The organism is Burkholderia perseverans (genome assembly GCF_022870505.1).
GTDB classification, from domain to species: Bacteria; Pseudomonadota; Gammaproteobacteria; order Burkholderiales; family Burkholderiaceae; genus Burkholderia; species Burkholderia plantarii.
In genome coordinates, this window is the sequence record NZ_CP045094.1 from 4,107,981 (window position 1) to 4,129,931 (window position 21,951).

A 21,951-nucleotide genomic window follows, 5' to 3' on the forward strand; every position below is an offset into this window, starting at 1 on the left:
GCAGCGGCGCGAAGCGGGAACGGTGGTTGCGGCAGGTGACATCGGCGCCATGAAACGATCGGAAAGACGTGCTGCAAGCATAGCGCGACGGCCCTCGACTGCCGCGTCCGTTTGTCCATGATCGCGCCCTTTTGTCGCATTAAAAATGCAGCGAAACCGCGCTGGCGCAAGCTTGGCCCGAATGGCCAAAAACCCCATGCTGCACTGCGCCAGTTGTGTACAATTCCCCCGTTTCGCCCGTCCAGAATCAATCGTCCCGAACCCGAGTCTCCGCCATGTCCGATCCTCTCGACCTCTCGCAGATCGCGCCCACGCTGAAAGCCGAAATCCTCGCGGAGGCGCTGCCGTACATCCGCCGGTATCACGGCAAGACCGTGGTGATCAAGTACGGCGGCAATGCGATGACGGAAGAGCGGCTCAAGCAGGGCTTCGCGCGCGACGTGATCCTGCTGAAGCTGGTCGGCATCAACCCGGTGATCGTTCACGGCGGCGGCCCGCAGATCGATCAGGCGCTGAAGAAGATCGGCAAGCAGGGCACGTTCATCCAGGGCATGCGCGTGACCGACGAGGAAACCATGGAAGTCGTCGAATGGGTGCTCGGCGGCGAGGTCCAGCAGGACATCGTCACGCTGATCAACCACTTCGGCGGCCATGCGGTCGGCCTGACGGGCAAGGACGGCGCGCTGATCCACGCGCGCAAGCTGATGATGCCGGACCGCGACAACCCGGGCCAGTACATCGACATCGGCCAGGTCGGCGAGGTCGAGGCGATCAACCCGGCGGTGGTGAAGGCGCTGCAGGACGACGCGTTCATCCCGGTGATCTCGCCGATCGGCTTCGGCGAGGACGGCCTGTCGTACAACATCAACGCGGACCTGGTGGCCGGCAAGCTCGCCACCGTGCTCAACGCCGAGAAGCTGGTGATGATGACCAACATCCCGGGCGTGATGGACAAGGAAGGCAACCTGCTGACCGACCTGTCCGCGCGCGAGATCGACGCGCTGTTCGAGGACGGCACGATCTCGGGCGGGATGCTGCCGAAGATCTCGTCGGCGCTCGACGCGGCCAAGAGCGGCGTGAAGTCGGTCCACATCGTCGACGGCCGCATCGAACACTCGGTGCTGCTCGAGATCCTGACCGAACAGCCGTTCGGCACGATGATCCGCTCGCATTGAGCGGCCCCCGCACGCCGGCCCGGGAGTCGGGCCACGAGCCAGCCCGCACGCCGGCCCGGTCCGCGGCCGAGCCGGCGCCGCCGGTGCGCCGCGCGCGCCGCGTCCGGCCTGAGGCCGGCCGGCCGGTCTGGCTGTTCGACCTCGACAACACGCTGCACCACGCCTCGCACGCGATCTTCCCGGCCATCAACGCCGCGATGACGCAGTACATCATCGACACGCTGCAGGTCGATCGCGCGCGCGCCGACCACCTCCGCACGTTCTACACGCACCGCTACGGCGCCGCCCTGCTCGGGCTCGCGCGCCATCATCCGATCGATCCGCACGATTTCCTGAAGGTCGTGCATACCTTCACGGACCTGCCGTCGATGGTGCGCGGCGAGCGTGGGCTCGCGCGCCGCGTGGCGGCGCTGCCGGGCCGCAAGCTGATCCTGACCAATGCGCCGGAAGTCTACGCGCGCGCGGTGCTGGCCGAACTCGGCATCGAGCGGCTGTTCGAGCGCGTGATCGCGATCGAGCAGATGCGCGACCGCCGCGCCTGGCGCGCCAAGCCCGATGCCGCGATGCTGCGCCGGGCGATGCGCGACGCGCGCGTCAGGCTCGCCGATGCGATCCTCGTCGAGGACACGCGCAGCCACCTGAAGCGCTACAAGGGGCTCGGCATCCGCACCATCTGGATCACCGGGCACCTGCCCGGCCACTTGCCGCGAATCGGTCGCCCGCACTATGTCGATCGTCGCATTGCTTCGCTACAATCGCTGCGACTGAGCACACGAGCGGGGCGACGCAAATGCAGCCGACTGAACCGCGGGACCCGGCCCTAGCCACGGCCGACCCGGCCGATCCGGCCGGCACCAGCCATCCGGCGGCCGGCGCCGCGCCGCGCCCGCGCGCGCGACCGAAGCCCGGCGAGCGGCGGGTGCTGATCCTGCAGACGCTGGCCGCCATGCTCGAGGCGCCCAAGCGCGAGAAGATCACCACCGCCGCGCTCGCGGCCCGGCTGGAGATCTCGGAGGCGGCGCTCTACCGCCACTTCGCGAGCAAGGCGCAAATGTTCGAAGGCCTGATCGAATTCATCGAGAGCACGATCTTCGGGCTCGTCAACCAGATCGTCGAGAAGGAGCCGGACGGCGTGCTGCAGGCGCGTGCGATCGGCCTGATGCTGCTCAACTTCGCGGCCCGCAACCCGGGCATGACGCGCGTGCTGACAGGCGAGGCGCTGGTGGGCGAGCACGAGCGGCTGATCGAGCGGATCGACCGGATGCTCGAACGCGTCGAGGCCTCGGTGCGGCAGTGCCTGCGCACGGCGCTCGCGGCATCCGCGCCGCCGGACGCCGGCGCGACGCCCCCCGCCGGCGCGACGCCGCTGCCGCCCGGCTACGATCCGGCGATGCGCGCCAACCTGCTCGTCACGCACGTGATCGGCCGCTGGCACCGCTACGCGCGCAGCGGCTTCGGCAAGTCGCCCATCGAACACGCCGACGTCCAGCTGCAGCTGATCCTCTGCTGAGCGCGGGCCGACGGCACCGGCCGCCGCCCCGCCGCGTGCGGCGATTTCCGCTATACTTTCCCGATTCGCTGCCGCGTCCACGCGGCGGCGGCCAACGAAGCGCGCCGATTTGCTGACTCGATTGCGGGCGCGCGAGCCTGCCGGACCACCGGCCGGGTTCACTATAAATGCGGCTAAAGAGGTCGTCAGCCGCGCCATCCCTCTTCCGCGCATCGCCGACACCATCTAGCCGCCCAGTCATAAGGCGCCACGAATGGAATCGATCGGCATCGTCGCTCCACGGACCATGCATTTCGCCGAGCCGTTGCAGCTGCAAAGCGGCAGCGTGCTCGGCAGCTACCAGCTCGTCGTCGAGACCTACGGCGAACTGAACGCCGCGCGCTCGAACGCGGTGCTCGTCTGTCACGCCCTGAACGCCTCGCACCACGTCGCCGGCACCTACGCGGACGATCCGCGCAGCACCGGCTGGTGGGACAACATGGTCGGGCCGGGCAAGCCGCTCGACACCAACCGCTTCTTCGTGATCGGCGTGAACAACCTCGGCTCGTGCTTCGGCTCGACCGGCCCGATGAGCCTCGACCCCGCCACCGGCACGCCCTACGGCGCGCGCTTCCCGGTGGTCACGGTCGAGGACTGGGTCAACGCGCAGGCGCGCGTGGCCGACGCGTTCGGCATCGAGCGCTTCGCCGCGGTGATGGGCGGCAGCCTCGGCGGCATGCAGGCGCTGGCCTGGAGCCTGATGTATCCGGAGCGCGTCGCGCACTGCATGGTGATCGCCTCCACGCCGAAGCTCTCGGCGCAGAACATCGCGTTCAACGAGGTGGCGCGCTCGGCGATCCTGTCGGACCCCGACTTCCACGGCGGCAACTACTACGCGCACCACGTGATCCCGCGCCGCGGGCTGCGCGTGGCGCGCATGATCGGCCACATCACCTACCTGTCCGACGACGACATGGCCGAGAAATTCGGCCGCGCGCTGCGCCGCGCCGACGGCGCGCTCGACGCCTACAACTTCAATTTCGACGTCGAGTTCGAGGTCGAGTCGTACCTGCGCTACCAGGGCGACAAGTTCGCCGAGTACTTCGACGCGAACACCTACCTGCTGATCACGCGCGCGCTCGACTACTTCGATCCGGCCAAGGCGTTCGGCGGCAACCTGAGCGCCGCGCTCGAACGCAGCACGGCGAAGTATCTGGTGGCCAGCTTCACGACCGACTGGCGGTTCGCGCCGGCGCGCTCGCGCGAGCTCGTGAAGGCGCTGCTCGACATCCGCCGGCAGGTCAGCTATGCCGAGATCGACGCGCCGCACGGCCACGACGCGTTCCTGCTCGACGACGCGCGCTACCACAACGTGGTGCGCGCCTATTACGAACGAATCGCCGCGGAGGTGGGAGCATGAACCAGCAGGCATTGACGATGCTTTCGGCGCGGCCGGACTTTCGCGCCATCGCGCGCTGGGTCGAACCGCGCGCGACGGTGCTCGACCTCGGCTGCGCCGACGGCTCGCTGCTCGCGCTGCTGGCCGAGGAGCTGGAGGTGTCGGGCTACGGCATCGAGATCAACGACGCGGGCGTCCACGGCTGCGTGAAGCACGGCGTCAACGTGATCCAGCAGAACCTCGAGGACGGGCTGCGCCTGTTCGAGGACCAGAGCTTCGATTTCGCGATCCTCTCGCAGACGCTGCAGACCATCCACCAGACCGCCGCGATCCTGCGCGAGACGGTGCGCGTGGGCCGCGAATGCATCGTGTCGTTCCCGAACTTCGGCTACTGGGCGCACCGGCTGTCGGTGCTGAAGGGGCGCATGCCGGTGTCGAAATCGCTGCCGTACCAGTGGCACAACACGCCGAACGTGCGGGTGCTGACGATCCGCGATTTCGAGGCGCTGGCGCCCGAAGTCGGCATCGAGATCCTCGACCGGATCGTGCTGCACGGCGGCCAGCCGGTCCGTTGGGGCGCGAACTGGCGTGGTAGTCTTGCGGTCTATCGCGTGAAGCGCAGCCATCCCTGACGAGCCAATGACCCGACCCGAGCCGCACGACGCGCCCGCGCTCGCCGCCCACGACGACCATCCCGGCTGGCGGGCCTTCCTGAACACGCGAATGCTGATCTGCGTGTTCCTGGGCTTCACCTCGGGGCTGCCGCTGTTCACGCTGGTCTACCTGGTGCAGGCCTGGCTGCGCTCGGAAGGCGTGAACCTGAAGGAGATCGGCCTGTTCGCGCTGATCCAGTTTCCCTACACCTGGAAATTCCTCTGGGCGCCGCTGATGGACCGCTTCGTGCCGCGGCTGCCCGGCTGGCGCCCCGGGCGCCGGCGCGGCTGGATGTTCGCCACCCAGCTGCTGGTGGCGGTGGCGATCGGCGCGCTCGGCTTCGTCTCGCCGAAGGACTCGATCTGGACCGTCGCCGCGCTGACCACGCTGGTCGCGTTCTTCGGCGCGAGCTCCGACATCGTGATCGACGCGTACCGCCGCGAGCTGCTGCACGACACCGAGCAGGGCCTCGGCAACGCGGTCCACGTGAACGCCTACAAGATCGCCGCGCTGGTGCCCGGCTCGCTCGCGCTGATCCTGTCCGACCACCTGCCGTGGAGCCTCGTGTTCATCGTCACCGGCGCGTTCATGCTGCCCGGCATCGTGATGACGCTCGTAGTGCGCGAGCCCGAGGTGCATGGCCTGCCGCCGAAGAACCTGCGCGACGCGGTGATCCTGCCGTTCCGCGAATTCCTCGCGCGCGGCGGCTGGCGCAACGCGGCGCTGGTGCTCGGCTTCATCTTCCTCTACAAGCTCGGCGACGTGATGGCCACCACGCTGTCCACCTCGTTCTTCCTCGACATCGGCTTCAACAAGACGCAGATCGGCGTGATCGCGAAGACCACCGCGTTCTGGGCCAGCCTCGCTGGCGGCATCATCGGCGGCGTCTGGCTGGTGAAAATCGGCATCGCGCGCGGGCTGTGGATCTTCGGCGTGGTGCAGATCGCCTCGACGCTCGGCTTCGCCTGGCTCGCCCGCGCCGGCGCCGATCCGGTGCTGATGGCGGGCGTCTACGGCTTCGAGACGTTCGCCACCGGCCTCACGCTCGCCGCGTTCACCGCCTACATCGCGAGCACCACCGATCCGCGCTACACGGCCACGCAGTTCGCGCTGTTCACGAGCCTCGCCTCGGTGCCGCGCACGCTCGCGTCGGCGTCGAGCGGCTTCATCGTCGCGCGGATCGGCTGGTTCGACTATTTCCTGGTCTGCGCCGTGCTCGGCATCCCGGGCCTGCTGCTGTTGTTCAAGGTCGCGCCGTGGCGCGGCGGCGCGCCCGACGAGGCCGCCCGTGCGAGCTGAGCGCGCGCGCCTCGCGCTCGGCGCGCTGCTGGCCGGCGCGGCCGGGCTCGCCTGCGCGGCGTCGGCCGCCGCGCCGCCCCCTTCGCCCCCTTCGGCCATTGCACCTGCGCCGCAACCGGGGCACGGAGCCACCTACGGGCAGCCGCCCGCCGGCGTGCGCTACGGCAACGCGTTCGCGTTCCGCAACCTGATCCCGTCGCCGGTGCTCGAGCAGATCACCGGCGCGCAATACCAGCGGATGGTGCAGGCGGCCGCCCAGTCCGGCACGCTGATGGCGGCCGACGACGCGCGCGTCAGGCGGCTGCGCGCGCTGGTCGCGCGGCTCGCGCCGTATGCGATCAAGTGGAACGAGCGCGTGAAGGGCTGGCACTGGGACGTGAACGTGGTGCGCGCGCGCGAGATCCGCGTGCTCGGCCTGCCGGGCGGCAAGCTGCTGGTCGACAGGGGGCTCCTCGAACGGCTGCGCCTGAACGACAACGAACTCGGCGTGCTGCTCGCGCACGAGATGGCGCATGCGCTGCGCGAACACGCGCGCGCCGGCCTTGGCGACATGCCGCCCGCCGCCGCGCCCGGCGCGAACCCGATCTCGTCGCTGTACGGGCTGGCCGAGCCGCTGCCCGCGCCGCCCGCGATCGCCGAACGGCTCGCCACGCTGCGCTACGGCGCCACCGACGAGACCGAGGCCGACGTGATCGGCGGCGACATCGCGGCCCGCGCCGGCATCGATCCGCGCGCCGCGATCACGCTCTGGGACAAGCTCGCGGCCGCCACCCGCGGCGACCGCCGGCACGGCTTCATCTACTCGCATCCCTACGACGCGCGGCGCCGCCAGGATCTGATGAAGCGGCTCGCCGACCTGATGCCGGTCTACGCGAAGGCGATCGGCAAGCGCGTCGAGACGCTGCCGCCGTATGCCGGCATCAGCGCGGTGCGCCGCCGCCCCGCCTCACCCGTCAATTGATCTCGGCCGGCTCGCCGTTCACGACGAGGCCGTTGGCCTGCACCCAGCGCACCTCGTCGCCGGGGCTGCGGCCGAACATGCGCTTGAACTCGCGGCTGAACTGCGAGGCGCTCGCATAGCCGACGCGCGCGGCCGCCGCGCCGGCGCTGACGCCTTCCTGCACCATCATCAGCCGCGCATTGTGCAGCCGCGTGGCCTTCACGTACTGCATCGGCGAGGTGCCCGTCACGCTGCGGAAATGCGTGTGGAACACCGCGGCGCTCATGCCGGCCTCGGCCGCGAGCGCGTCGATCGAATGCTCGCCGCCGAGATTGAGGTGGATGCGCCGCAGCGCCTTGGCGATCCGTCCGAAATGATGCCGCTGGCCGAGCGCCGCGCGGATCGCGTCGCCCTGCTCGCCCGTCAGCACGCGGTAGCCGATCTCGCGCATGATCGAGGGGCCGAGCACGCGCGTGTCGTGCGGCGACTGCAGCGTTTCGAGCAGGCGCAGCACCGCGTCGGCGAGCGGCGCGCCGAGCGGCGTCGAGCAGATGCTGTCCGGCTCGCTCGCGGCCGCGCCGTGCGTTTCCTCCAGCAGCATCGCGAGTTCGGCGATCACGCCGAGGTCGATGCGCACCGAGATCGCCAGAAACGGGCCGTGCGGCGCGGTGTAGGTTTCGCACTCGAACGGCAGCGGCACCGACAGCACCAGATACTGGCGCTCGTCGTAGACGAACGTGCGCTCGCCGACGTAGCCGACCTTGCGGCCCTGACAGACGATCACGATGCTCGGCTCGTAGAGCACCGGACAGCGCGGCACGGTGGTACTCACGCGCATGAAGCGCACGCCTTCGAGCGCCGCGTCGGTCGAGCCGTCTTTCGGCGCGAGCCGGTCGATCAGCTCGATCATGCGCCGCTGCACGCGCAGGTCGCCATCCGGTATCAGGGGTTCGAAGCTCATTGCGCATCCGTTACCAGCAATAGGATCAGGCTTGCAATCTAGCACCACGGGCGGCCGGCGCGTGCTGCGCCCGCACAATTCAAGAGGAAAAGGCAAAGCTTCAAGACCTTCAGGTATATCGACGCGCCGCCCCCGTCCTTAGTATGGGAACCCGTTTCGCGCCGCCGGCCGCTGCGGCTGGCGTGCGCGGATCGTCTCGAATCCCACGGTAAGGAGCCTCCCAATGAGCACGACTTACGCTTACGCGGCGCAAAGCGCGACCAGCCCGCTCGCCCCCCTCCAGATCGAACGCCGCGACCTGCGCGAACTCGACGTCCAGATCGACATCCTCTACTGCGGCGTCTGCCATTCCGACCTGCACCAGGCGCGCAATGAATGGCGCAACTCGATTTTCCCGGTGGTGCCGGGCCACGAGATCGTCGGCCGGGTCACGGCCGTCGGCCCCGAAGTCAGCCGCTTCAAGGCCGGCGACCTGGTCGGCGTCGGCTGCCTGGTCGATTCGTGCCGCACCTGCGCGAGCTGCTCGGAAGGCCTCGAGCAATATTGTGAAAACGGTTTCGTCGGCACCTACAACGGCCAGGACCGCGTGACGGGCGACATCACGTTCGGCGGTTACTCGTCGCAAGTCGTCGTCGACGAGGCGTTCGTGCTGCGCGTGCCCGAGAAGCTCGAGCTCGCCGCCGCCGCGCCGCTGCTGTGCGCCGGCATCACCACCTACTCGCCGCTGCGCCAGTGGGGCGCCGGCCCGGGCAAGAAGGTCGGCATCGTCGGCCTGGGCGGCCTCGGCCACATGGGCGTGAAGATCGCGCGCGCGATGGGCGCGCACGTGGTGCTGTTCACCACCTCGCCGTCGAAGATCGAGGACGGCAAGCGCCTCGGCGCGCACGAAGTGGTGATCTCGAAGGACGAGGCGCAGATGAACGCGCACGCCAACAGCTTCGACCTGATCGTCAACACGGTGGCCGCGCAGCACGACCTGAATCCGTTCCTGAACCTGCTCAAGCGCGACGGCACGATGACGCTGGTGGGCGCGCCCGAGCACGACCATCCGTCGCCGAACGTGTTTAACCTGATCTTCAAGCGCCGCCGCCTGGCCGGCTCGCTGATCGGCGGCATCGCCGAGACGCAGGAGATGCTCGATTTCTGCGCCGAGCACGACATCGTGTCGGACATCGAGCTGATCAGGATCCAGGACATCAACCACGCGTATGAACGGATGCTCAAGAGCGACGTGAAGTACCGCTTCGTGATCGACATCGCTTCGCTGAAGGACGCGGCGTAAGCGTGCCGCCCCGGCTTCAGGGCCGGGGTATGAGAGCGAGGTATAAGCAGGAAAGGAAAAACGCCGCCGGGAGCGATTCCGGCGGCGTTTTTCATTGATGCCCGTCAGTGCAACTGGTCGAATCGCTGCGTCAGCATGGCAGCCTGCTGCTCGAACTTGACCCGGTTCGGCCTCAGCTTGCGCAGGTTCATCAGCTTCCATTGCAGCGCCGGCAGCGCACTCGCCCGCGCAAACGGCAGCAGGCTCCAGTCCGGCCCGTCGCGCACCAGCGACAGGAGAAACGCCCGATGGCGCGCGGACAGCGCGGCCGGCAACTCGGCGAACAGGCGGCGACGCGTTGCGATCAGCGCGTCGATCGACACCTCGGCCTGCGTCATGCCCGAGAATTCGGCGTCGAACAACGCGCCGATGTCGCGCGGGTTCGGAAACAGCACCTCATGAACCGGACGGTGATGGCCGGCCAGATAGACGACGAAACAGTCGACGAAGGCTGGCGGCAGGCCGAAGCAAGCATACATCAGTTGCACGTCGAACAGGTCGCGGGGATGCTGGCGATCGAGCGCCGCGACCAGCTTGCTGCCGTAGAGCTCCGGCGTGGCCAGCAACGGCACCTCGATGTTCACGGCAAACAGACGCTGGGCCGCGGCGCTCAGGCCCGCGCGAACCGGCGCCATCGCCGTGCCGCGGAACACGCAGTTGACCTCGGCCTTCACCTCGCGCACGCCGTCCGAGACGAACAGTTTCGTGTCGCTGCCGTCCCGCGACTTGCGCAGCGTGGCCCGCAAGCCGGCCGCTTCGAGCCTCGCGGCAGCGGCGCCCAACTCCTCGCCGATCATTCGCAACGCCGCGTCGCGCGGCAAGGTGCCGTCGACGAAGGCCAGGTCGATATCGACCGACAGGCGAGGCAGGTTCTGGACGAACAGATTCAGCGCGGTGCCGCCCTTCATCGCGAAGCACGGCGATTCGAAGATCAACGGCGCCACCCACACCAACAACTGGACGGTACCGACAAGGTCGACATTCATTCAGGACGTTTCAGATCGAGACGCTCACCGCTTTTACCGACCGCCACCCAACGCCGGCCGCCGCCCAGACGCTCGCAGTGATGGAAAGCGACGGCTTTCCACGATAGATCGAGTTCGTCGGCGAGGTAATACGCCAAACGGACGACCTTGATCCGCTCCAGATGCGCGAACAGCGCTTCGAGCACCGGCATCCGCAGCGAGCGCATGCCTTCGACGAGATGACGTGTCTCTTCCATCCCCTGGCGTTTTCCGACGTCGCTGAGCAGTTCGAACAGCGCCCGCTCCGGCGTCGAGACGAGCACGTCGCCACGCCCTGCCGGCAGCGGCGCCAGCCCCAGATCCGCCGGCATCGCGGCATCGAACACGTGGGTCGCCTGGTAGTGCGCGGGATGGACATCAGTGAACCAGGCCGGCAGCCGGGCCGCGCGATCGCCCCAGAGCGCCACGGTTTCGCGAAAGGCCAGGTTGTGGCGGATGCCTCGCCACGCGAGCGCTGTCCTGCCGCCGACATGCAGGCCAGGCATCACGCTGGCCAGCCACGCGAGCGACGCATCACGGTCGAGCGTGTCGCCGGGCAGGAGATAGACGCCACGCCCGAGCCGGCTGAGCCAGCCGGCCTCGGCCAGGCGGGCGACCTGTTTCGCCGTGAGCCCCCGCGCCGACAGCCAGTCGGTCCCGAGTGGTGTCCCGCGGGGAAGCTCTGTCAGTAATTTTCTGAATAAGAAATTCGGTGAAGTTCGCATCATGCGGGAATTATAGAAATAATTTCATTCCAGCAATGCGATTTCAACCTGCCGCGGGCCATCCGTAACGAGGGCACGCTCCGCCGCACCTTCCCCCAAAAGCAGACAGCGCCGGGGATCGCTCCACCGGCGCTGCCGTCGTCTTCACCGCATACGGGCGTTACTGATAGTCGTAATCCACCGTCAGCGGCGCATGATCGCTGAACTTGATGTCGCGGAAGATCGAGGTTTCCTTCGCCGTCCCCGCCACGCCCGGCGTGGCGATCTGGTAATCGATCCGCCACCCCACGTTCTTCGCGTAGGCCTGGCCGCGGTTGCTCCACCACGTGTACTGGTCGGGGCGCGGGTCGAGCGTGCGGAACACGTCCACGTAGCCGACGTCGTCGAACAGCCTGGTCAGCCAGGCGCGCTCCTCGGGCAGGCAGCCGGAATTCTTCTGGTTGCTCTTCCAGTTGCGGATGTCGATTTCCTTGTGGACGATGTTCACGTCGCCGCAGACGATCACCTCGCGCTTCGCTTTCAGCTCGGCCAGGTGCGGCATGAACTCGTCCATGAAGCGGTACTTGGCCTGCTGGCGCTCGTCGCCGCTCGAGCCTGACGGCACGTACACCGACACCACCGACAGCTTGCCGAAGCGCGCCTCGACGTAACGCCCCTCGGCGTCGAACTCGCTGCTGCCGTAGCCGATGATCACGTCGTCGGGTTCGCGGCGCGTGTAGAGCCCCGCACCGCTGTAGCCCTTCTTCTGGGCATGGTGGAAGTAGCCGGTAAAACCGTGCGGCGCCGTGAATTCGGCGGGCAGATCGTCGGCCGACACCTTGATTTCCTGCACGCAGACGCAGTCGGCCTGCTGATCGCCGAGCCAGTCGAAGAAGCCCTTCTTCGCGGCGGAGCGGATGCCGTTCAGGTTCGCCGTAATGACACGCAGCATGATGTGTTTCCGTTCAGTGTTCCGGGTTCGATGGATGGGGTTTCGCGGCGGCGAGGCCAGCCGGGCGCCGCGGCGCTCATTCGCTCACTCGATCTTCACGCCGGCGAGCTCGGGCTTGGCGGACGGATAGGCGAGCTTCATCGCCGTCATCTCGCGCAGCAGCAGCTCGGCGATCATCACGTTGCGATGCGTCTTCGAGTCGGCCGGGATCAGGTACCACGGCGCGTGCGGCGCGGAGGTGGCGGCCAGCGCGTCGCGATAGGCGATCTGGTAGGCGTCCCAGTCCTTGCGCGCCTCGATGTCGGACAGGTCGAACTTCCAGTGCTTGGCCGGATCGTCCACGCGCGCCTGCAGCCGCGCGCGCTGCTCGTCCTTCGAGATGTGCAGGAAGCACTTGACGATGGTCGTGCCGGACTCGGACAGCATCTGCTCGAACTGGCGGATCTGCCGGTAGCGGCGCTCGCATTCGGCCTTGTCGATGCCGCCCGACACGCGCGGCACCAGCACGTCCTCGTAGTGGCTGCGGTTGAAGATGGTCAGCTCGCCGGCGGCCGGCACCTGCGCGTGGACGCGCCAGAGAAAGTCGTGGGCGAGCTCGACCGCGGTGGGCGCCTTGAACGGCACGACGCGCAGGCCGAGCGGATCGACCTCGTGGAACACGGCGCGCACGGTGCCGTCCTTGCCGCTGGTATCCATGCCCTGCAGCACCAGCAGCAGGCGTTTGCGCGGCTGCGTGTGCAGCATGTCCTGCAGCGCGTCGATCTGCATCGACAGCTCGGACAGATGCGCGCGATCGGTGTCCTTCGAGCCGGCCGAGAACGGCTTGGCGCCAGGCTCGAACGCGTCGAGCCGGAACGCCGCGGCGGCCTTCTCGTCGGTGTGGTACGGCACGCGGAAATCGTCGAGCGACGCTTGCTTCGCCATCAATGCCTCCTGGACGGGATTCGGAAGTCGCCGATGCGGCGCGAGCCGTCGAGCATAACGCAAGCGGCCGGCCCGCAGCGGCCGAGGTGGCCACCGCCGCCGGCCGCCGAGCGGGCCACCGAGCGGGCCACCGAGCGGGCCACCGTCAGCCGAGCTTCTGCTTCAGCAGCTCGTTGACCTGCGCCGGGTTCGCCTTGCCCTTGGTCGCCTTCATCGCCTGGCCGACCAGCGCGTTGAACGCCTTCTCCTTGCCGGCGCGGAACTCCTCGACCGACTTCGCGTTGGCGGCCAGCACCTCGTCGATGATCGCCTCGAGCGCACCGGTGTCGGAGATCTGCTTGAGGCCCTTCGCCTCGATGATGCGGTCGGCCGCGGCGGCGTCGGTGGCCTTCTCGTCCCAGATCGTCTGGAAGATTTCCTTGGCGATCTTGTTCGAGATCGTGCCGTCGGCGATCCGCTGCAGCACCAGCGCGAGCTGCGCGGCCGATACCGGGCACGCGTCGATCTCGATGCCTTCGCGGTTCAACAGCGACGACACGTCGCCCATCAGCCAGTTGGCGGCGGTCTTCGCGTTCGCGGCGCCGGCCTTGGCGACCACCGCCTCGAAATAGGCGGCCATCGCCTTGCTCGAAGTCAGCACCACCGCGTCGTAGGGCGTCACGCCGTACTGCCCGGCGAAGCGCTGCTGCATCGCGGCCGGCAGTTCGGGCATCTCGCCGCGCACGCGCTCGACCCACTTCGGGTCGATCACCACCGGCATCAGGTCCGGATCGGGGAAGTAGCGGTAGTCCTGCGCGTCTTCCTTGCTGCGCATCGAGCGCGTCTCGCGCTTGTCCGGGTCGTACAGGCGCGTTTCCTGCACCACCTCGCCGCCGTCCTCGATCAGCTCGATCTGGCGCCGCACTTCATAGTTGATCGCGTCTTCGAGGAAGCGGAACGAGTTCAGGTTCTTGATCTCGGCGCGCGTGCCGAACTTCTCCTGGCCGACCGGCCGCACCGAGACGTTCGCGTCGCAGCGGAACGAGCCTTCCTGCATGTTGCCGTCGCAGATGCCGAGCCACACCACCAGCGCGTGCAGCGCCTTCGCGTAGGCCACGGCCTCGGCCGCGCTGCGCATCTCGGGCTCGGTGACGATCTCGAGCAGCGGCGTGCCGGCGCGGTTCAGGTCGATGCCGGTCATGCCGGCGAAATCCTCGTGCAGCGACTTGCCGGCGTCTTCCTCGAGGTGCGCACGCGTGAGATTGATGGTCTTCGCGTAGGCATCCTTGCCGGCTTTCTCGTTGGCGGGCACCTGGATCGTGACGCTGCCGCCCTGCACGACCGGGATCTCGTACTGGCTGATCTGATAGCCCTTCGGCAGATCCGGGTAGAAGTAATTCTTGCGCGCGAAGATGCTGCGCGGCGCGACCGTCGCGCCGACCGCGAGGCCCAGCCGGATCGCGCGCTCCACGGCGCCGCGGTTCAGCACCGGCAGCACGCCGGGCAGCGCCAGATCGACCGCGCAGGCCTGGGTGTTGGGCTCGGCGCCGAACTGCGTCGAGGCGCCCGAGAAGATCTTCGAGGCGGTCGACAGCTGCGCGTGCGTCTCGAGACCGATAACGACTTCCCATTGCGTCATTGCTTAACTCCCCGCCGGAACTTGCTTATGCCAATCGGTCGCGCGCTGGAACGCGTCGGCGACCTGCAGCATCCGGGCTTCGTTGAAATAGTTGCCGATGATCTGCAGCCCGACCGGGCGCCGCGCGTTCGCGCCGGCGCCGAAGCCGCACGGCACGCTCATGCCGGGCAGGCCCGCCAGGCTGACCGACAGCGTGTAGATGTCGGCCAGGTACATCTGCAGCGGATCGTCGCCCTTGGCGCCGAGATCCCAGGCCACGGTGGGCGAGGCCGGCCCCATGATCACGTCGCACTGCTCGAACGCGTTCTGGAAATCCTGCGCGATGATGCGGCGGATCTTCTGTGCCTGCAGGTAGTACGCGTCGTAGTAGCCGTGCGACAGCACGTAGGCGCCCACCAGGATGCGGCGCTTCACTTCCGGACCGAAGCCCTCGGCGCGCGACTTCTTGTACATGTCGAGCAGGTCGCGGTACTCGGCCGCGCGATGGCCGTAGCGCACGCCGTCGAACCGCGACAGGTTCGACGAGGCCTCGGCCGGCGCGATCACGTAATAGACCGGGATCGACAGCTCCGTCTTCGGCAGCGACACCGGCACCAGCGTGGCGCCGAGCGCCTCGTACTGCTTGAGCGCCGCGTCGATCGCCGCGCGCACGTCGTCGGCCAGCCCCGCGCCGAAATACTCGTCCGGCAGGCCGATGCGCAGGCCCGCGAGCGGCTTGCCGGCCGGCGCGTCGGGCGTCCACGGCGCGCCGAGGTGGCGGCCGAAGTGCTCGTCGTCGCGCTCGAGGCTGGTGGAGTCGCGCGTGTCGAAGCCGGCCATCGCATCGAGCAGCAGCGCGCAGTCGGCCGCGCTCTGCGCCATCGGGCCGCCCTGGTCGAGCGACGAGGCGAACGCGATCATGCCGTAGCGCGACACCCGGCCGTAGGTCGGCTTGATGCCGGTCACGCCGGCGAACGAGGCCGGCTGGCGGATCGAGCCGCCGGTGTCGGTGCCGGTGGCGGCCGGCGCGAGCCGCGCGGCCACCGCCGCGGCGCTGCCGCCCGAGCTGCCGCCCGGCACGGCCAGCGTGTCCCACGGGTTCTTCACGGCGCCGAACGCCGAGTTCTCGTTGGACGAGCCCATCGCGAACTCGTCCATGTTGGTCTTACCGAGCGTGACCATGCCGGCCGCGGCAAGCCGCTCGACCACGGTCGCGTCGAACGGGCTGGTGTAGTTCGCGAGCATCTTCGAGCCGGCGGTCGAGCGCCAGCCGCGCGTGACGAACACGTCCTTGTGCGCGATCGGCAGGCCGGCGAGCGGGCCGGCGCGGCCGGCCGCGCGCGCGGCGTCGGCCTCGCGCGCCTGCGCCAGCGTGAGCTCGGCGTCGACGTGGACGAACGCATTGAGCTCGCTCGCCGCGTCGATGCGTTGCAGGTAGAGCTGCGCGAGCTCGACGGCCGAGGTTTGGCCGGCGTCGAGCGCGGCGCGCAGTTCGGTCAGGCTGTTTGCGTGCATTGCTGGAGGATTCCTGGATTCTTGAGCGCTCGCGGCGCGGCCGCGAGCCCGAGGCCGGTCGCGACCGGCCGAGCTGGATCGATCAGGCTTATTCGATCACCTTCGGCACGAGGAACAGGCCGTCCTGGACGGCCGGCGCCGGACGTTGATTCTCGTCGCGATTGACCGTCTCGGTGACGACGTCGTCGCGCAGACGCTGCGCAACTTCCTGGATCTGCTCGATCGGGTGCGCGAGCGGGGCGATGCCGTTCGTATCGACGGCCTGCATCTTCTCGACCAGGCCGAAGAAATCGTTGAGCTGGCCGAGCGTGTGCCCGGCCTCGGTATCGTTCATCTCGAGCCGCGCGAGGTGCGCGATGCGTTTCACATCGTTCAGGGTCAAAGCCATGCGGTCACCGGGAAAACTGGGCTGCGCGACGCCTCGGAAGCCGGGTCGCGACAGGGGGTTGGAGGACTCGTTCGAACCCTCAAAATTCGGGCGCGAAGCGGTGAATTGACGGTCCGTTTGGGTTCGAATACCCCGAAATTATAAGGTATCATTACGCGTTCGACCCAGCGCCGGACCGACCCTCCCGCACGGCCCACCGTTAGCTGCAAGCCGGCTGCAAGTCAGCCGCCTGCCAGGCGGGATGCAAGCGGGACGCGCGACGGTCCCGGTAGATTTCACTCGCAGCTTCGAGGTCCAGAGGCGGCCGCTCCCCGCCCGATCCGAGGCTGTTATTTTTTCCGCCGCCCGCCCAGCGTCCCGTCCGCCGGGTCGGCCCAGAGCGAGACAGGATTCTGAATGTTCGGTTTTTTGCGCAGCTACTTCTCCAACGATCTCGCGATCGATCTCGGCACCGCAAACACCCTCATCTACATGCGCGGCAAGGGCATCGTCCTCGATGAGCCGTCCGTCGTGTCGATCCGCCAGGAAGGCGGCCCCAACGGCAAGAAGACGATCCAGGCCGTCGGCAAGGAAGCCAAGCAGATGCTCGGCAAGGTGCCGGGCAACATCGAGGCGATCCGTCCGATGAAAGACGGCGTGATCGCCGACTTCACCGTCACCGAGCAGATGATCAAGCAGTTCATCAAGACGGCGCACGAGTCGCGGATGTTCTCGCCCTCGCCGCGCATCATCATCTGCGTGCCGTGCGGCTCGACCCAGGTCGAGCGCCGCGCGATCAAGGAAGCCGCGCACGGCGCCGGCGCCTCGCAGGTCTACCTGATCGAGGAGCCGATGGCCGCGGCGATCGGCGCCGGCCTGCCGGTGTCGGAAGCGACCGGCTCGATGGTGGTCGACATCGGCGGCGGCACCACCGAAGTGGGCGTGATCTCGCTGGGCGGCATCGTCTACAAGGGTTCGGTGCGCGTGGGCGGCGACAAGTTCGACGAGGCGATCGTCAACTACATCCGCCGCAACTACGGCATGCTGATCGGCGAGCAGACCGCCGAGGCGATCAAGAAGGAAATCGGCTCCGCGTTCCCGGGCTCCGAGGTCAAGGAGATGGAAGTGAAGGGCCGCAACCTGTCGGAAGGCATTCCGCGCAGCTTCACGATCTCCAGCAACGAAATCCTCGAGGCCCTGACCGATCCGCTGAACCAGATCGTCTCGTCGGTGAAAATCGCCCTCGAGCAGACGCCGCCGGAACTGGGCGCCGACATCGCCGAGCGCGGCATGATGCTGACGGGCGGCGGCGCGCTGCTGCGCGACCTCGACCGCCTGCTGGCCGAGGAAACCGGCCTGCCGGTGCTGGTCGCCGAAGACCCGCTGACCTGCGTGGTGCGCGGCTCCGGCATGGCGCTCGAGCGCATGGACAAGCTCGGCAGCATCTTCTCCTACGAGTGATGCGCTCCGGGCCGCGGCCGGCCCGGCCCGCGGGGGCCGACCGCCGCGTCCCTGATCCCGGCATGCAGCAGATACCGATAACGCGCGCGCGAGGCCACGGCTTGTCACGATCAGCCGAACCGCCGCGCGTTTTGCGCGTCTGAGGAACATTTAACCGATCAAGCGCCCGGCGCCGACCATGGAATACAGTCCGCCGCCCCTCTTCAAGCAAGGTCCGTCCGCGCTCGCGCGGCTGATCTTCTTCGTCGCGCTGGCGATCGCGCTCCTCGTCTCGGACGCGCGCTTCAGTACGCTCGAAATCGTCCGGGGCATTCTCGGTACCGCGCTGTACCCGCTGCAGCGGGCCGCGCTGGTGCCGCGCGACCTGTTCATGGGCGCGGCCGATCTCGCCGCGACCAACGCGTCGCTGCGCCACGACAACCAGCAGCTGCACCAGCGCAACCTGGCGCTGTCGCTGCAGGCCAATCAGGCGGCCCTGCTCGCGGCCGACAACGCCCACCTGCGCGCCGTGCTCGGCCTGCGCGCGCGCATCGCCGCGCAGGCCACGCCGGTCGAGATCCAGTACGACACGAGCGACCCGTTCTCGCAGAAGGTCGTGATCGGCCGCGGCTCGCACGACGAGATCCAGAACGGCGCGCCGGTGGTCACCGAGGACGGCGTGATCGGCCAGGTCACGCGCGTGTTCCCGCTGCAGGCCGAGATCACGCTGATCACCGACCGCGATCTCGCGATCCCCGTGCAGGTGCTGCGCACCGGGCTGCGCAGCGTGATCTACGGCACCCCGAAGGGCGATTCGCTGGACCTGCGCTTCGTGCCGACCAGCGCGGACCTGATGGTCGGCGACGAGCTCGTGACGAGCGGCCTCGACGGCCTCTATCCACCCGGGCTGCCGGTCGCGAAGGTGGTCCGCATCGACAAGCTCGCCGATACCGCGTTCGCGCACGTCGTCTGCATGCCGATCGCGGCCGTGCGCGGCGCGCGCGAGATGCTGGTGCTGCACTACCAGAGCGACGTGCCGCCGCGTCCGGTCGATCCGGAGGCCGCCGACAAGAACGCGAAGGGCAAAAAGGGCGCGAAAGCGGCCGACAAGGGCAAGGGCGACGGGGCCGGCCAGCCGGCCAGCACGCCCGCCGCGGCCAGCGGCGCCAGGTCAGCTGAAAAGCCGGCTGCAAAACCGGCCGGAAAATCCGCCGGGCCGGCGCCGCGCCCCGCCACGACAGCGGCCCCGGCCGCCGCGCATCCGGCCCCGGCGGCCCCCGCCGCCGCCCCGTCACGCGGAGCGCAGCCATGAGCCGTCCGCAATACATCCTGCAGCCGGTCAATCCGTACTTCATCGTCTTCAGCCTCGCCGCCGCGTTCCTGCTGAACCTGATGCCATGGGGGCGACTGCCCGGCGTGCCCGACTTCGTCGCCGTGGTGCTGCTGTTCTGGAACATCCACCAGCCGCGCAAGGTCGGCATGGGCGTGGCGTTCCTGCTCGGGATCCTGATGGACGTCCACGACGCGGGGCTGCTCGGCGAGCACGCGCTCGCCTACACGCTGCTGTCGTATGGCGCGATCACGATCCACCGCCGCGTGCTGTGGCTCTCGCTCGGCGTGCAGATGTTCTACGTGGCGCCGCTGCTGGTGGTGGCGCAGCTCGTGCCGTTCGTGATCCGCCTCGTGATGGGCGCCGCGTTCCCGGGCTGGAGCTATCTCGTCGACGGGTTCGTCGAGGCCGTGCTCTGGCCGCTCGCGAGCCTCCTGCTGTTGATGCCGCAACGCCGCCCGGTCGATCCGGACGACACGCGGCCGATCTGACCCGCACCGGCCGCCGCATGCCGAGCGTCCCGCCACCGGCCCCCGCCGCGAGCCGCGACGCCCGCGCGCAGCCGGCGCGACCGCTTTCCTCCAGACTCGCATGACCGAATTCAAGGACACACAACAGCAGCTCTCGAAGTTCCGCCTGCGCGTCGCGGCGGCGGGGCTGTTCGTGTTCGTCTGCTTCGGGCTGCTCGCGACCCGCTTCTTCTACCTGCAGGTCTGGCAGCACAGCAAATACGCGCTGCAGGCCGACGAGAACCGCATCTCGGTCGCGCCGATCGTGCCGAACCGCGGCATCATCACCGACCGCAACGGCGTGGTGCTGGCGCGCAACTACTCGGCGTACACGCTCGAAATCACGCCGTCGAAGCTGACCGACACGCTCGACAACACCATCAACGCGCTCTCGGAAGTGATCCCGATCGACGCGCGCGACCGCCGCCGCTTCAAGAAGCTGCAGGAGGATTCGAAGAATTTCGAAAGCCTGCCGATCCGCACCCGCCTGAGCGACGAGGAAGTGGCGCGCTTCACGGCGCAGCGCTGGCGCTTTCCCGGCGTCGAGGTGCGCGCGCGGCTGTTCCGGCAATACCCGCTCGGGCCGACGGCCGCGCACGTGATCGGCTACATCGGCCGGATCTCGAAGCGCGACCAGGACCACATCGACGCGATGAGCGAAGCGAACGACAGTGATCCCGAGCACTACGACCCGCGCCGCGACGCCAACAACTACAAGGGCACCGACTACATCGGCAAGATCGGCGTCGAGCAGAGCTACGAGACCGAGCTGCACGGCGTGACCGGTTTCGAGGAAGTCGAGGTGACGGCGGGCGGGCGGCCGGTGCGCACGCTGTCGCGCACCCAGGCCACGCCCGGCGACAATCTCGTGCTGTCGATCGACATCGGGCTGCAGCAGGTGGCCGAGCAGGCGTTCGCCGGCAAGCGCGGCGCGCTGGTGGCGATCGAGCCGAGCACGGGCGACGTGCTCGCGTTCGTGTCGTCGCCGAGCTTCGACCCGAACTCGTTCGTCGACGGGATCGACCAGCAGACCTGGGACGAACTCAACACCTCGCCCGACAAGCCGCTGCTGAACCGCCCGCTGCACGGCACCTACCCGCCCGGCTCGACCTACAAGCCGTTCATGGCGCTGGCCGGGCTCGAACTGGGCAAGCGCACCCCCGGCTGGGGCTTCCAGGATCCCGGCTACTTCACGTTCGGCGGCCATACGTTCCGCAACGACGTGCGCTCGGGCCAGGGCTGGGTCGACATGAACCGCGCGATCATGGTGTCGAACGACACCTACTTCTACATGCTCGCGCGCGACCTCGGCGTGACCAACATCGCGAACTTCATGAAGCCGTTCGGCTTCGGCCAGATCACCGGCATCGACGTGCAGGGCGAGGCGCGCGGCGTGCTGCCGTCGCCGGAATGGAAGCGCAAGACGTTCCGCAAGCCCGCGCTGCAGAAGTGGTACGACGGCGAGACCATCAGCCTCGGGATCGGCCAGGGCTACAACTCGTTCACGATCCTGCAGCTCGCGCACGCGATGGCCACGCTGGCCGACAACGGCGTCGTGATGAAGCCCCACCTGGTCAAGGAAATCGAAGACCCGATCACGCGCGAGCGGCACCTGACCGTGCCGAAGGAAAGCGCCGTGATCCCGCTCAAGCAGGCCAACATCGACGTGGTCAAGCGCGGCCTGGAGAACGTGATCGAGAACCCGTCCGGCACCGCCTACCAGGTCTTCCGCGGCGCGCCCTACACGGCGGCCGGCAAGACCGGCACGGCGCAGGTGTTCTCGCTGCAGGGCTCGAACTACCGCGGCCACCTGCTCGCCGAACGGCTGCGCGACCACGCGCTCTTCACCGCCTACGCGCCGGCCGACCATCCGCGCATCGCGCTCGCGCTGATCGTCGAGAACGGCGGCTGGGGCGCGCAGTCGGCCGGCCCGATCGCGCGCAAGGTGCTCGACTTCTATCTGGTCGAGCGCCAGAACCCCGTCAACGAGGCTACCGCGGTGGCCGCCGCCGCCTCGGCCACCGCGCCCGTCAGCGCGCCCGTGGTCGGCGACACCACCCAGCCGGTGGAGATCGCGGCCGGCTTCACGGCGCTGCCGCAGCCGGTGCCGCCCGCCGCCGCGAGCGAAGCCGCCGCGGCCCGCGGCGCGAGCGCGGCCGACGCAGCCTCGGGCGGCATGCCCGATGGCGCGGGCGCGGCCGGCTCCAGTGATGCCGCCGGCGCCGCGGCGCCGGCCGCGGCCAGCCTGCCGCCCGCGCGGCGGCTGCCGCGCCGGCCGCACCGCGCGCCCGCGAGCGCGGCCAGCGCGCCCGCCGCGGCGCGCGACGAGCGCACCCCTGCCCGGCCCGCCGCGGCCGGCATCGACGAATAA

The 21,951-nt window shown here is 68.7% G+C and carries 20 protein-coding genes; 12 read left to right on the top strand and 8 right to left on the bottom strand.

Annotation, left to right across the window (positions count from 1 at the left end):
- The first annotated feature begins 275 nt into the window (after window positions 1-275).
- From argB to BpN12_RS32905, 7 genes are all read left to right on the top strand, one after another.
- The gene (gene argB, locus BpN12_RS32875) at window positions 276-1,175 is read left to right on the top strand and encodes an acetylglutamate kinase (RefSeq protein ID WP_042626280.1); all 900 of its coding nucleotides are present in this window, start codon (window positions 276-278) and stop codon (window positions 1,173-1,175) included.
- A gap of 83 nt (window positions 1,176-1,258) precedes the next feature.
- Window positions 1,259-1,999 (top strand): pyrimidine 5'-nucleotidase, encoded by a 741-nt coding sequence (locus BpN12_RS32880; RefSeq protein ID WP_246798066.1) that lies wholly within the window; start codon window positions 1,259-1,261, stop codon window positions 1,997-1,999.
- Complete coding sequence (slmA, locus tag BpN12_RS32885; RefSeq protein ID WP_246796243.1) at window positions 1,966-2,685, top strand: nucleoid occlusion factor SlmA; 720 nt, start codon at window positions 1,966-1,968, stop codon at window positions 2,683-2,685. Before BpN12_RS32880 ends, slmA begins: the two co-directional genes overlap by 34 nt.
- 253 nt (window positions 2,686-2,938) lie before the next feature.
- The gene (metX, locus tag BpN12_RS32890) at window positions 2,939-4,084 is read left to right on the top strand and encodes a homoserine O-succinyltransferase MetX (protein WP_246796244.1); all 1,146 of its coding nucleotides are present in this window, start codon (window positions 2,939-2,941) and stop codon (window positions 4,082-4,084) included.
- Entirely contained in the window at window positions 4,081-4,695 is a 615-nt protein-coding gene (gene metW / locus BpN12_RS32895; RefSeq protein ID WP_246796245.1) for a methionine biosynthesis protein MetW, read from the top strand. Before metX ends, metW begins: the two co-directional genes overlap by 4 nt.
- Before the next feature lie 7 nt (window positions 4,696-4,702).
- On the top strand, window positions 4,703-6,016 hold the full coding sequence (locus tag BpN12_RS32900) for an AmpG family muropeptide MFS transporter (protein ID WP_246796246.1): 1,314 nt from the start codon (window positions 4,703-4,705) through the stop codon (window positions 6,014-6,016).
- Window positions 6,006-6,977 (top strand): M48 family metallopeptidase, encoded by a 972-nt coding sequence (locus BpN12_RS32905; protein ID WP_246796247.1) that lies wholly within the window; start codon window positions 6,006-6,008, stop codon window positions 6,975-6,977. The genes BpN12_RS32900 and BpN12_RS32905 overlap by 11 nt, the downstream gene beginning before the upstream one ends.
- Here BpN12_RS32905 and BpN12_RS32910 read toward each other — a convergent pair.
- Window positions 6,970-7,917: an AraC family transcriptional regulator gene (locus tag BpN12_RS32910; RefSeq protein WP_246796248.1), complete on the bottom strand. Its 948-nt coding sequence runs from the start codon at window positions 7,915-7,917 to the stop codon at window positions 6,970-6,972. The genes BpN12_RS32905 and BpN12_RS32910 overlap by 8 nt on opposite strands.
- Window positions 7,918-8,140: 223 nt before the next feature.
- On the opposite strand from BpN12_RS32910, the gene BpN12_RS32915 reads away from it, so the two are divergent.
- A complete protein-coding gene (locus BpN12_RS32915) occupies window positions 8,141-9,199 on the top strand; it encodes an NAD(P)-dependent alcohol dehydrogenase (protein ID WP_246796249.1) in 1,059 nt (352 codons plus the stop codon).
- Between the two features lie 104 nt (window positions 9,200-9,303).
- On the opposite strand, the gene BpN12_RS32920 is transcribed toward BpN12_RS32915, so the two are convergent.
- The 7 genes from BpN12_RS32920 to gatC form a co-directional block, all read right to left on the bottom strand.
- Window positions 9,304-10,224, bottom strand: a complete 921-nt coding sequence (locus BpN12_RS32920) for a nucleotidyl transferase AbiEii/AbiGii toxin family protein (protein ID WP_246796250.1) — start codon at window positions 10,222-10,224, stop codon at window positions 9,304-9,306.
- Window positions 10,221-10,970 (bottom strand): type IV toxin-antitoxin system AbiEi family antitoxin domain-containing protein, encoded by a 750-nt coding sequence (locus tag BpN12_RS32925; RefSeq protein WP_246796251.1) that lies wholly within the window; start codon window positions 10,968-10,970, stop codon window positions 10,221-10,223. Before BpN12_RS32925 ends, BpN12_RS32920 begins: the two co-directional genes overlap by 4 nt.
- Window positions 10,971-11,127: 157 nt before the next feature.
- Entirely contained in the window at window positions 11,128-11,898 is a 771-nt protein-coding gene (locus BpN12_RS32930) for an exodeoxyribonuclease III (protein WP_246796252.1), read from the bottom strand.
- Between the two features lie 84 nt (window positions 11,899-11,982).
- The gene (locus tag BpN12_RS32935; RefSeq protein ID WP_246796253.1) at window positions 11,983-12,822 is read right to left on the bottom strand and encodes a PPK2 family polyphosphate kinase; all 840 of its coding nucleotides are present in this window, start codon (window positions 12,820-12,822) and stop codon (window positions 11,983-11,985) included.
- A 145-nt stretch (window positions 12,823-12,967) separates the two neighbouring features.
- Entirely contained in the window at window positions 12,968-14,440 is a 1,473-nt protein-coding gene (gene gatB, locus BpN12_RS32940) for an Asp-tRNA(Asn)/Glu-tRNA(Gln) amidotransferase subunit GatB (protein ID WP_246796254.1), read from the bottom strand.
- A 3-nt stretch (window positions 14,441-14,443) separates the two neighbouring features.
- Window positions 14,444-15,934, bottom strand: coding sequence for an Asp-tRNA(Asn)/Glu-tRNA(Gln) amidotransferase subunit GatA (gene gatA, locus BpN12_RS32945; RefSeq protein WP_246796255.1), 1,491 nt, complete (start codon window positions 15,932-15,934; stop codon window positions 14,444-14,446).
- Window positions 15,935-16,022: 88 nt separating this feature from the next.
- Window positions 16,023-16,322, bottom strand: a complete 300-nt coding sequence (gene gatC / locus BpN12_RS32950; RefSeq protein WP_246796256.1) for an Asp-tRNA(Asn)/Glu-tRNA(Gln) amidotransferase subunit GatC — start codon at window positions 16,320-16,322, stop codon at window positions 16,023-16,025.
- 396 nt (window positions 16,323-16,718) lie between these two features.
- Between gatC and BpN12_RS32955 the strand changes: the two genes are divergently transcribed.
- From BpN12_RS32955 to mrdA, 4 genes are all read left to right on the top strand, one after another.
- Window positions 16,719-17,762, top strand: coding sequence for a rod shape-determining protein (locus tag BpN12_RS32955; protein ID WP_004189550.1), 1,044 nt, complete (start codon window positions 16,719-16,721; stop codon window positions 17,760-17,762).
- A 178-nt stretch (window positions 17,763-17,940) separates the two neighbouring features.
- Window positions 17,941-19,053 carry a rod shape-determining protein MreC gene (gene mreC / locus BpN12_RS32960; protein WP_246796257.1) on the top strand — a complete coding sequence of 371 codons (1,113 nt, stop codon included), beginning with the start codon at window positions 17,941-17,943 and terminating at the stop codon, window positions 19,051-19,053.
- Entirely contained in the window at window positions 19,050-19,562 is a 513-nt protein-coding gene (gene mreD / locus BpN12_RS32965; protein WP_042626295.1) for a rod shape-determining protein MreD, read from the top strand. The genes mreC and mreD overlap by 4 nt, the downstream gene beginning before the upstream one ends.
- A 100-nt stretch (window positions 19,563-19,662) precedes the next feature.
- Complete coding sequence (mrdA, locus tag BpN12_RS32970) at window positions 19,663-21,951, top strand: penicillin-binding protein 2 (RefSeq protein WP_246796258.1); 2,289 nt, start codon at window positions 19,663-19,665, stop codon at window positions 21,949-21,951.

Bases quoted from the DNA above. Each gene is read 5' to 3' on its own strand.
- gatC (WP_246796256.1), bottom strand. From the start codon at position 16,322: ATGGCTTTGACCCTGAACGATGTGAAACGCATCGCGCACCTCGCGCGG.
- BpN12_RS32925 (WP_246796251.1), bottom strand. From the start codon at position 10,970: ATGATGCGAACTTCACCGAATTTCTTATTCAGAAAATTACTGACAGAG.
- BpN12_RS32920 (WP_246796250.1), bottom strand. From the start codon at position 10,224: ATGAATGTCGACCTTGTCGGTACCGTCCAGTTGTTGGTGTGGGTGGCG.
- BpN12_RS32935 (WP_246796253.1), bottom strand. From the start codon at position 12,822: ATGGCGAAGCAAGCGTCGCTCGACGATTTCCGCGTGCCGTACCACACC.
- mrdA (WP_246796258.1), top strand. From the start codon at position 19,663: ATGACCGAATTCAAGGACACACAACAGCAGCTCTCGAAGTTCCGCCTG.
- BpN12_RS32930 (WP_246796252.1), bottom strand. From the start codon at position 11,898: ATGCTGCGTGTCATTACGGCGAACCTGAACGGCATCCGCTCCGCCGCG.
- BpN12_RS32955 (WP_004189550.1), top strand. From the start codon at position 16,719: ATGTTCGGTTTTTTGCGCAGCTACTTCTCCAACGATCTCGCGATCGAT.
- gatA (WP_246796255.1), bottom strand. From the start codon at position 15,934: ATGCACGCAAACAGCCTGACCGAACTGCGCGCCGCGCTCGACGCCGGC.
- BpN12_RS32900 (WP_246796246.1), top strand. From the start codon at position 4,703: ATGACCCGACCCGAGCCGCACGACGCGCCCGCGCTCGCCGCCCACGAC.
- mreD (WP_042626295.1), top strand. From the start codon at position 19,050: ATGAGCCGTCCGCAATACATCCTGCAGCCGGTCAATCCGTACTTCATC.
- argB (WP_042626280.1), top strand. From the start codon at position 276: ATGTCCGATCCTCTCGACCTCTCGCAGATCGCGCCCACGCTGAAAGCC.
- metW (WP_246796245.1), top strand. From the start codon at position 4,081: ATGAACCAGCAGGCATTGACGATGCTTTCGGCGCGGCCGGACTTTCGC.
- metX (WP_246796244.1), top strand. From the start codon at position 2,939: ATGGAATCGATCGGCATCGTCGCTCCACGGACCATGCATTTCGCCGAG.
- mreC (WP_246796257.1), top strand. From the start codon at position 17,941: ATGGAATACAGTCCGCCGCCCCTCTTCAAGCAAGGTCCGTCCGCGCTC.
- slmA (WP_246796243.1), top strand. From the start codon at position 1,966: ATGCAGCCGACTGAACCGCGGGACCCGGCCCTAGCCACGGCCGACCCG.
- gatB (WP_246796254.1), bottom strand. From the start codon at position 14,440: ATGACGCAATGGGAAGTCGTTATCGGTCTCGAGACGCACGCGCAGCTG.
- BpN12_RS32910 (WP_246796248.1), bottom strand. From the start codon at position 7,917: ATGAGCTTCGAACCCCTGATACCGGATGGCGACCTGCGCGTGCAGCGG.
- BpN12_RS32915 (WP_246796249.1), top strand. From the start codon at position 8,141: ATGAGCACGACTTACGCTTACGCGGCGCAAAGCGCGACCAGCCCGCTC.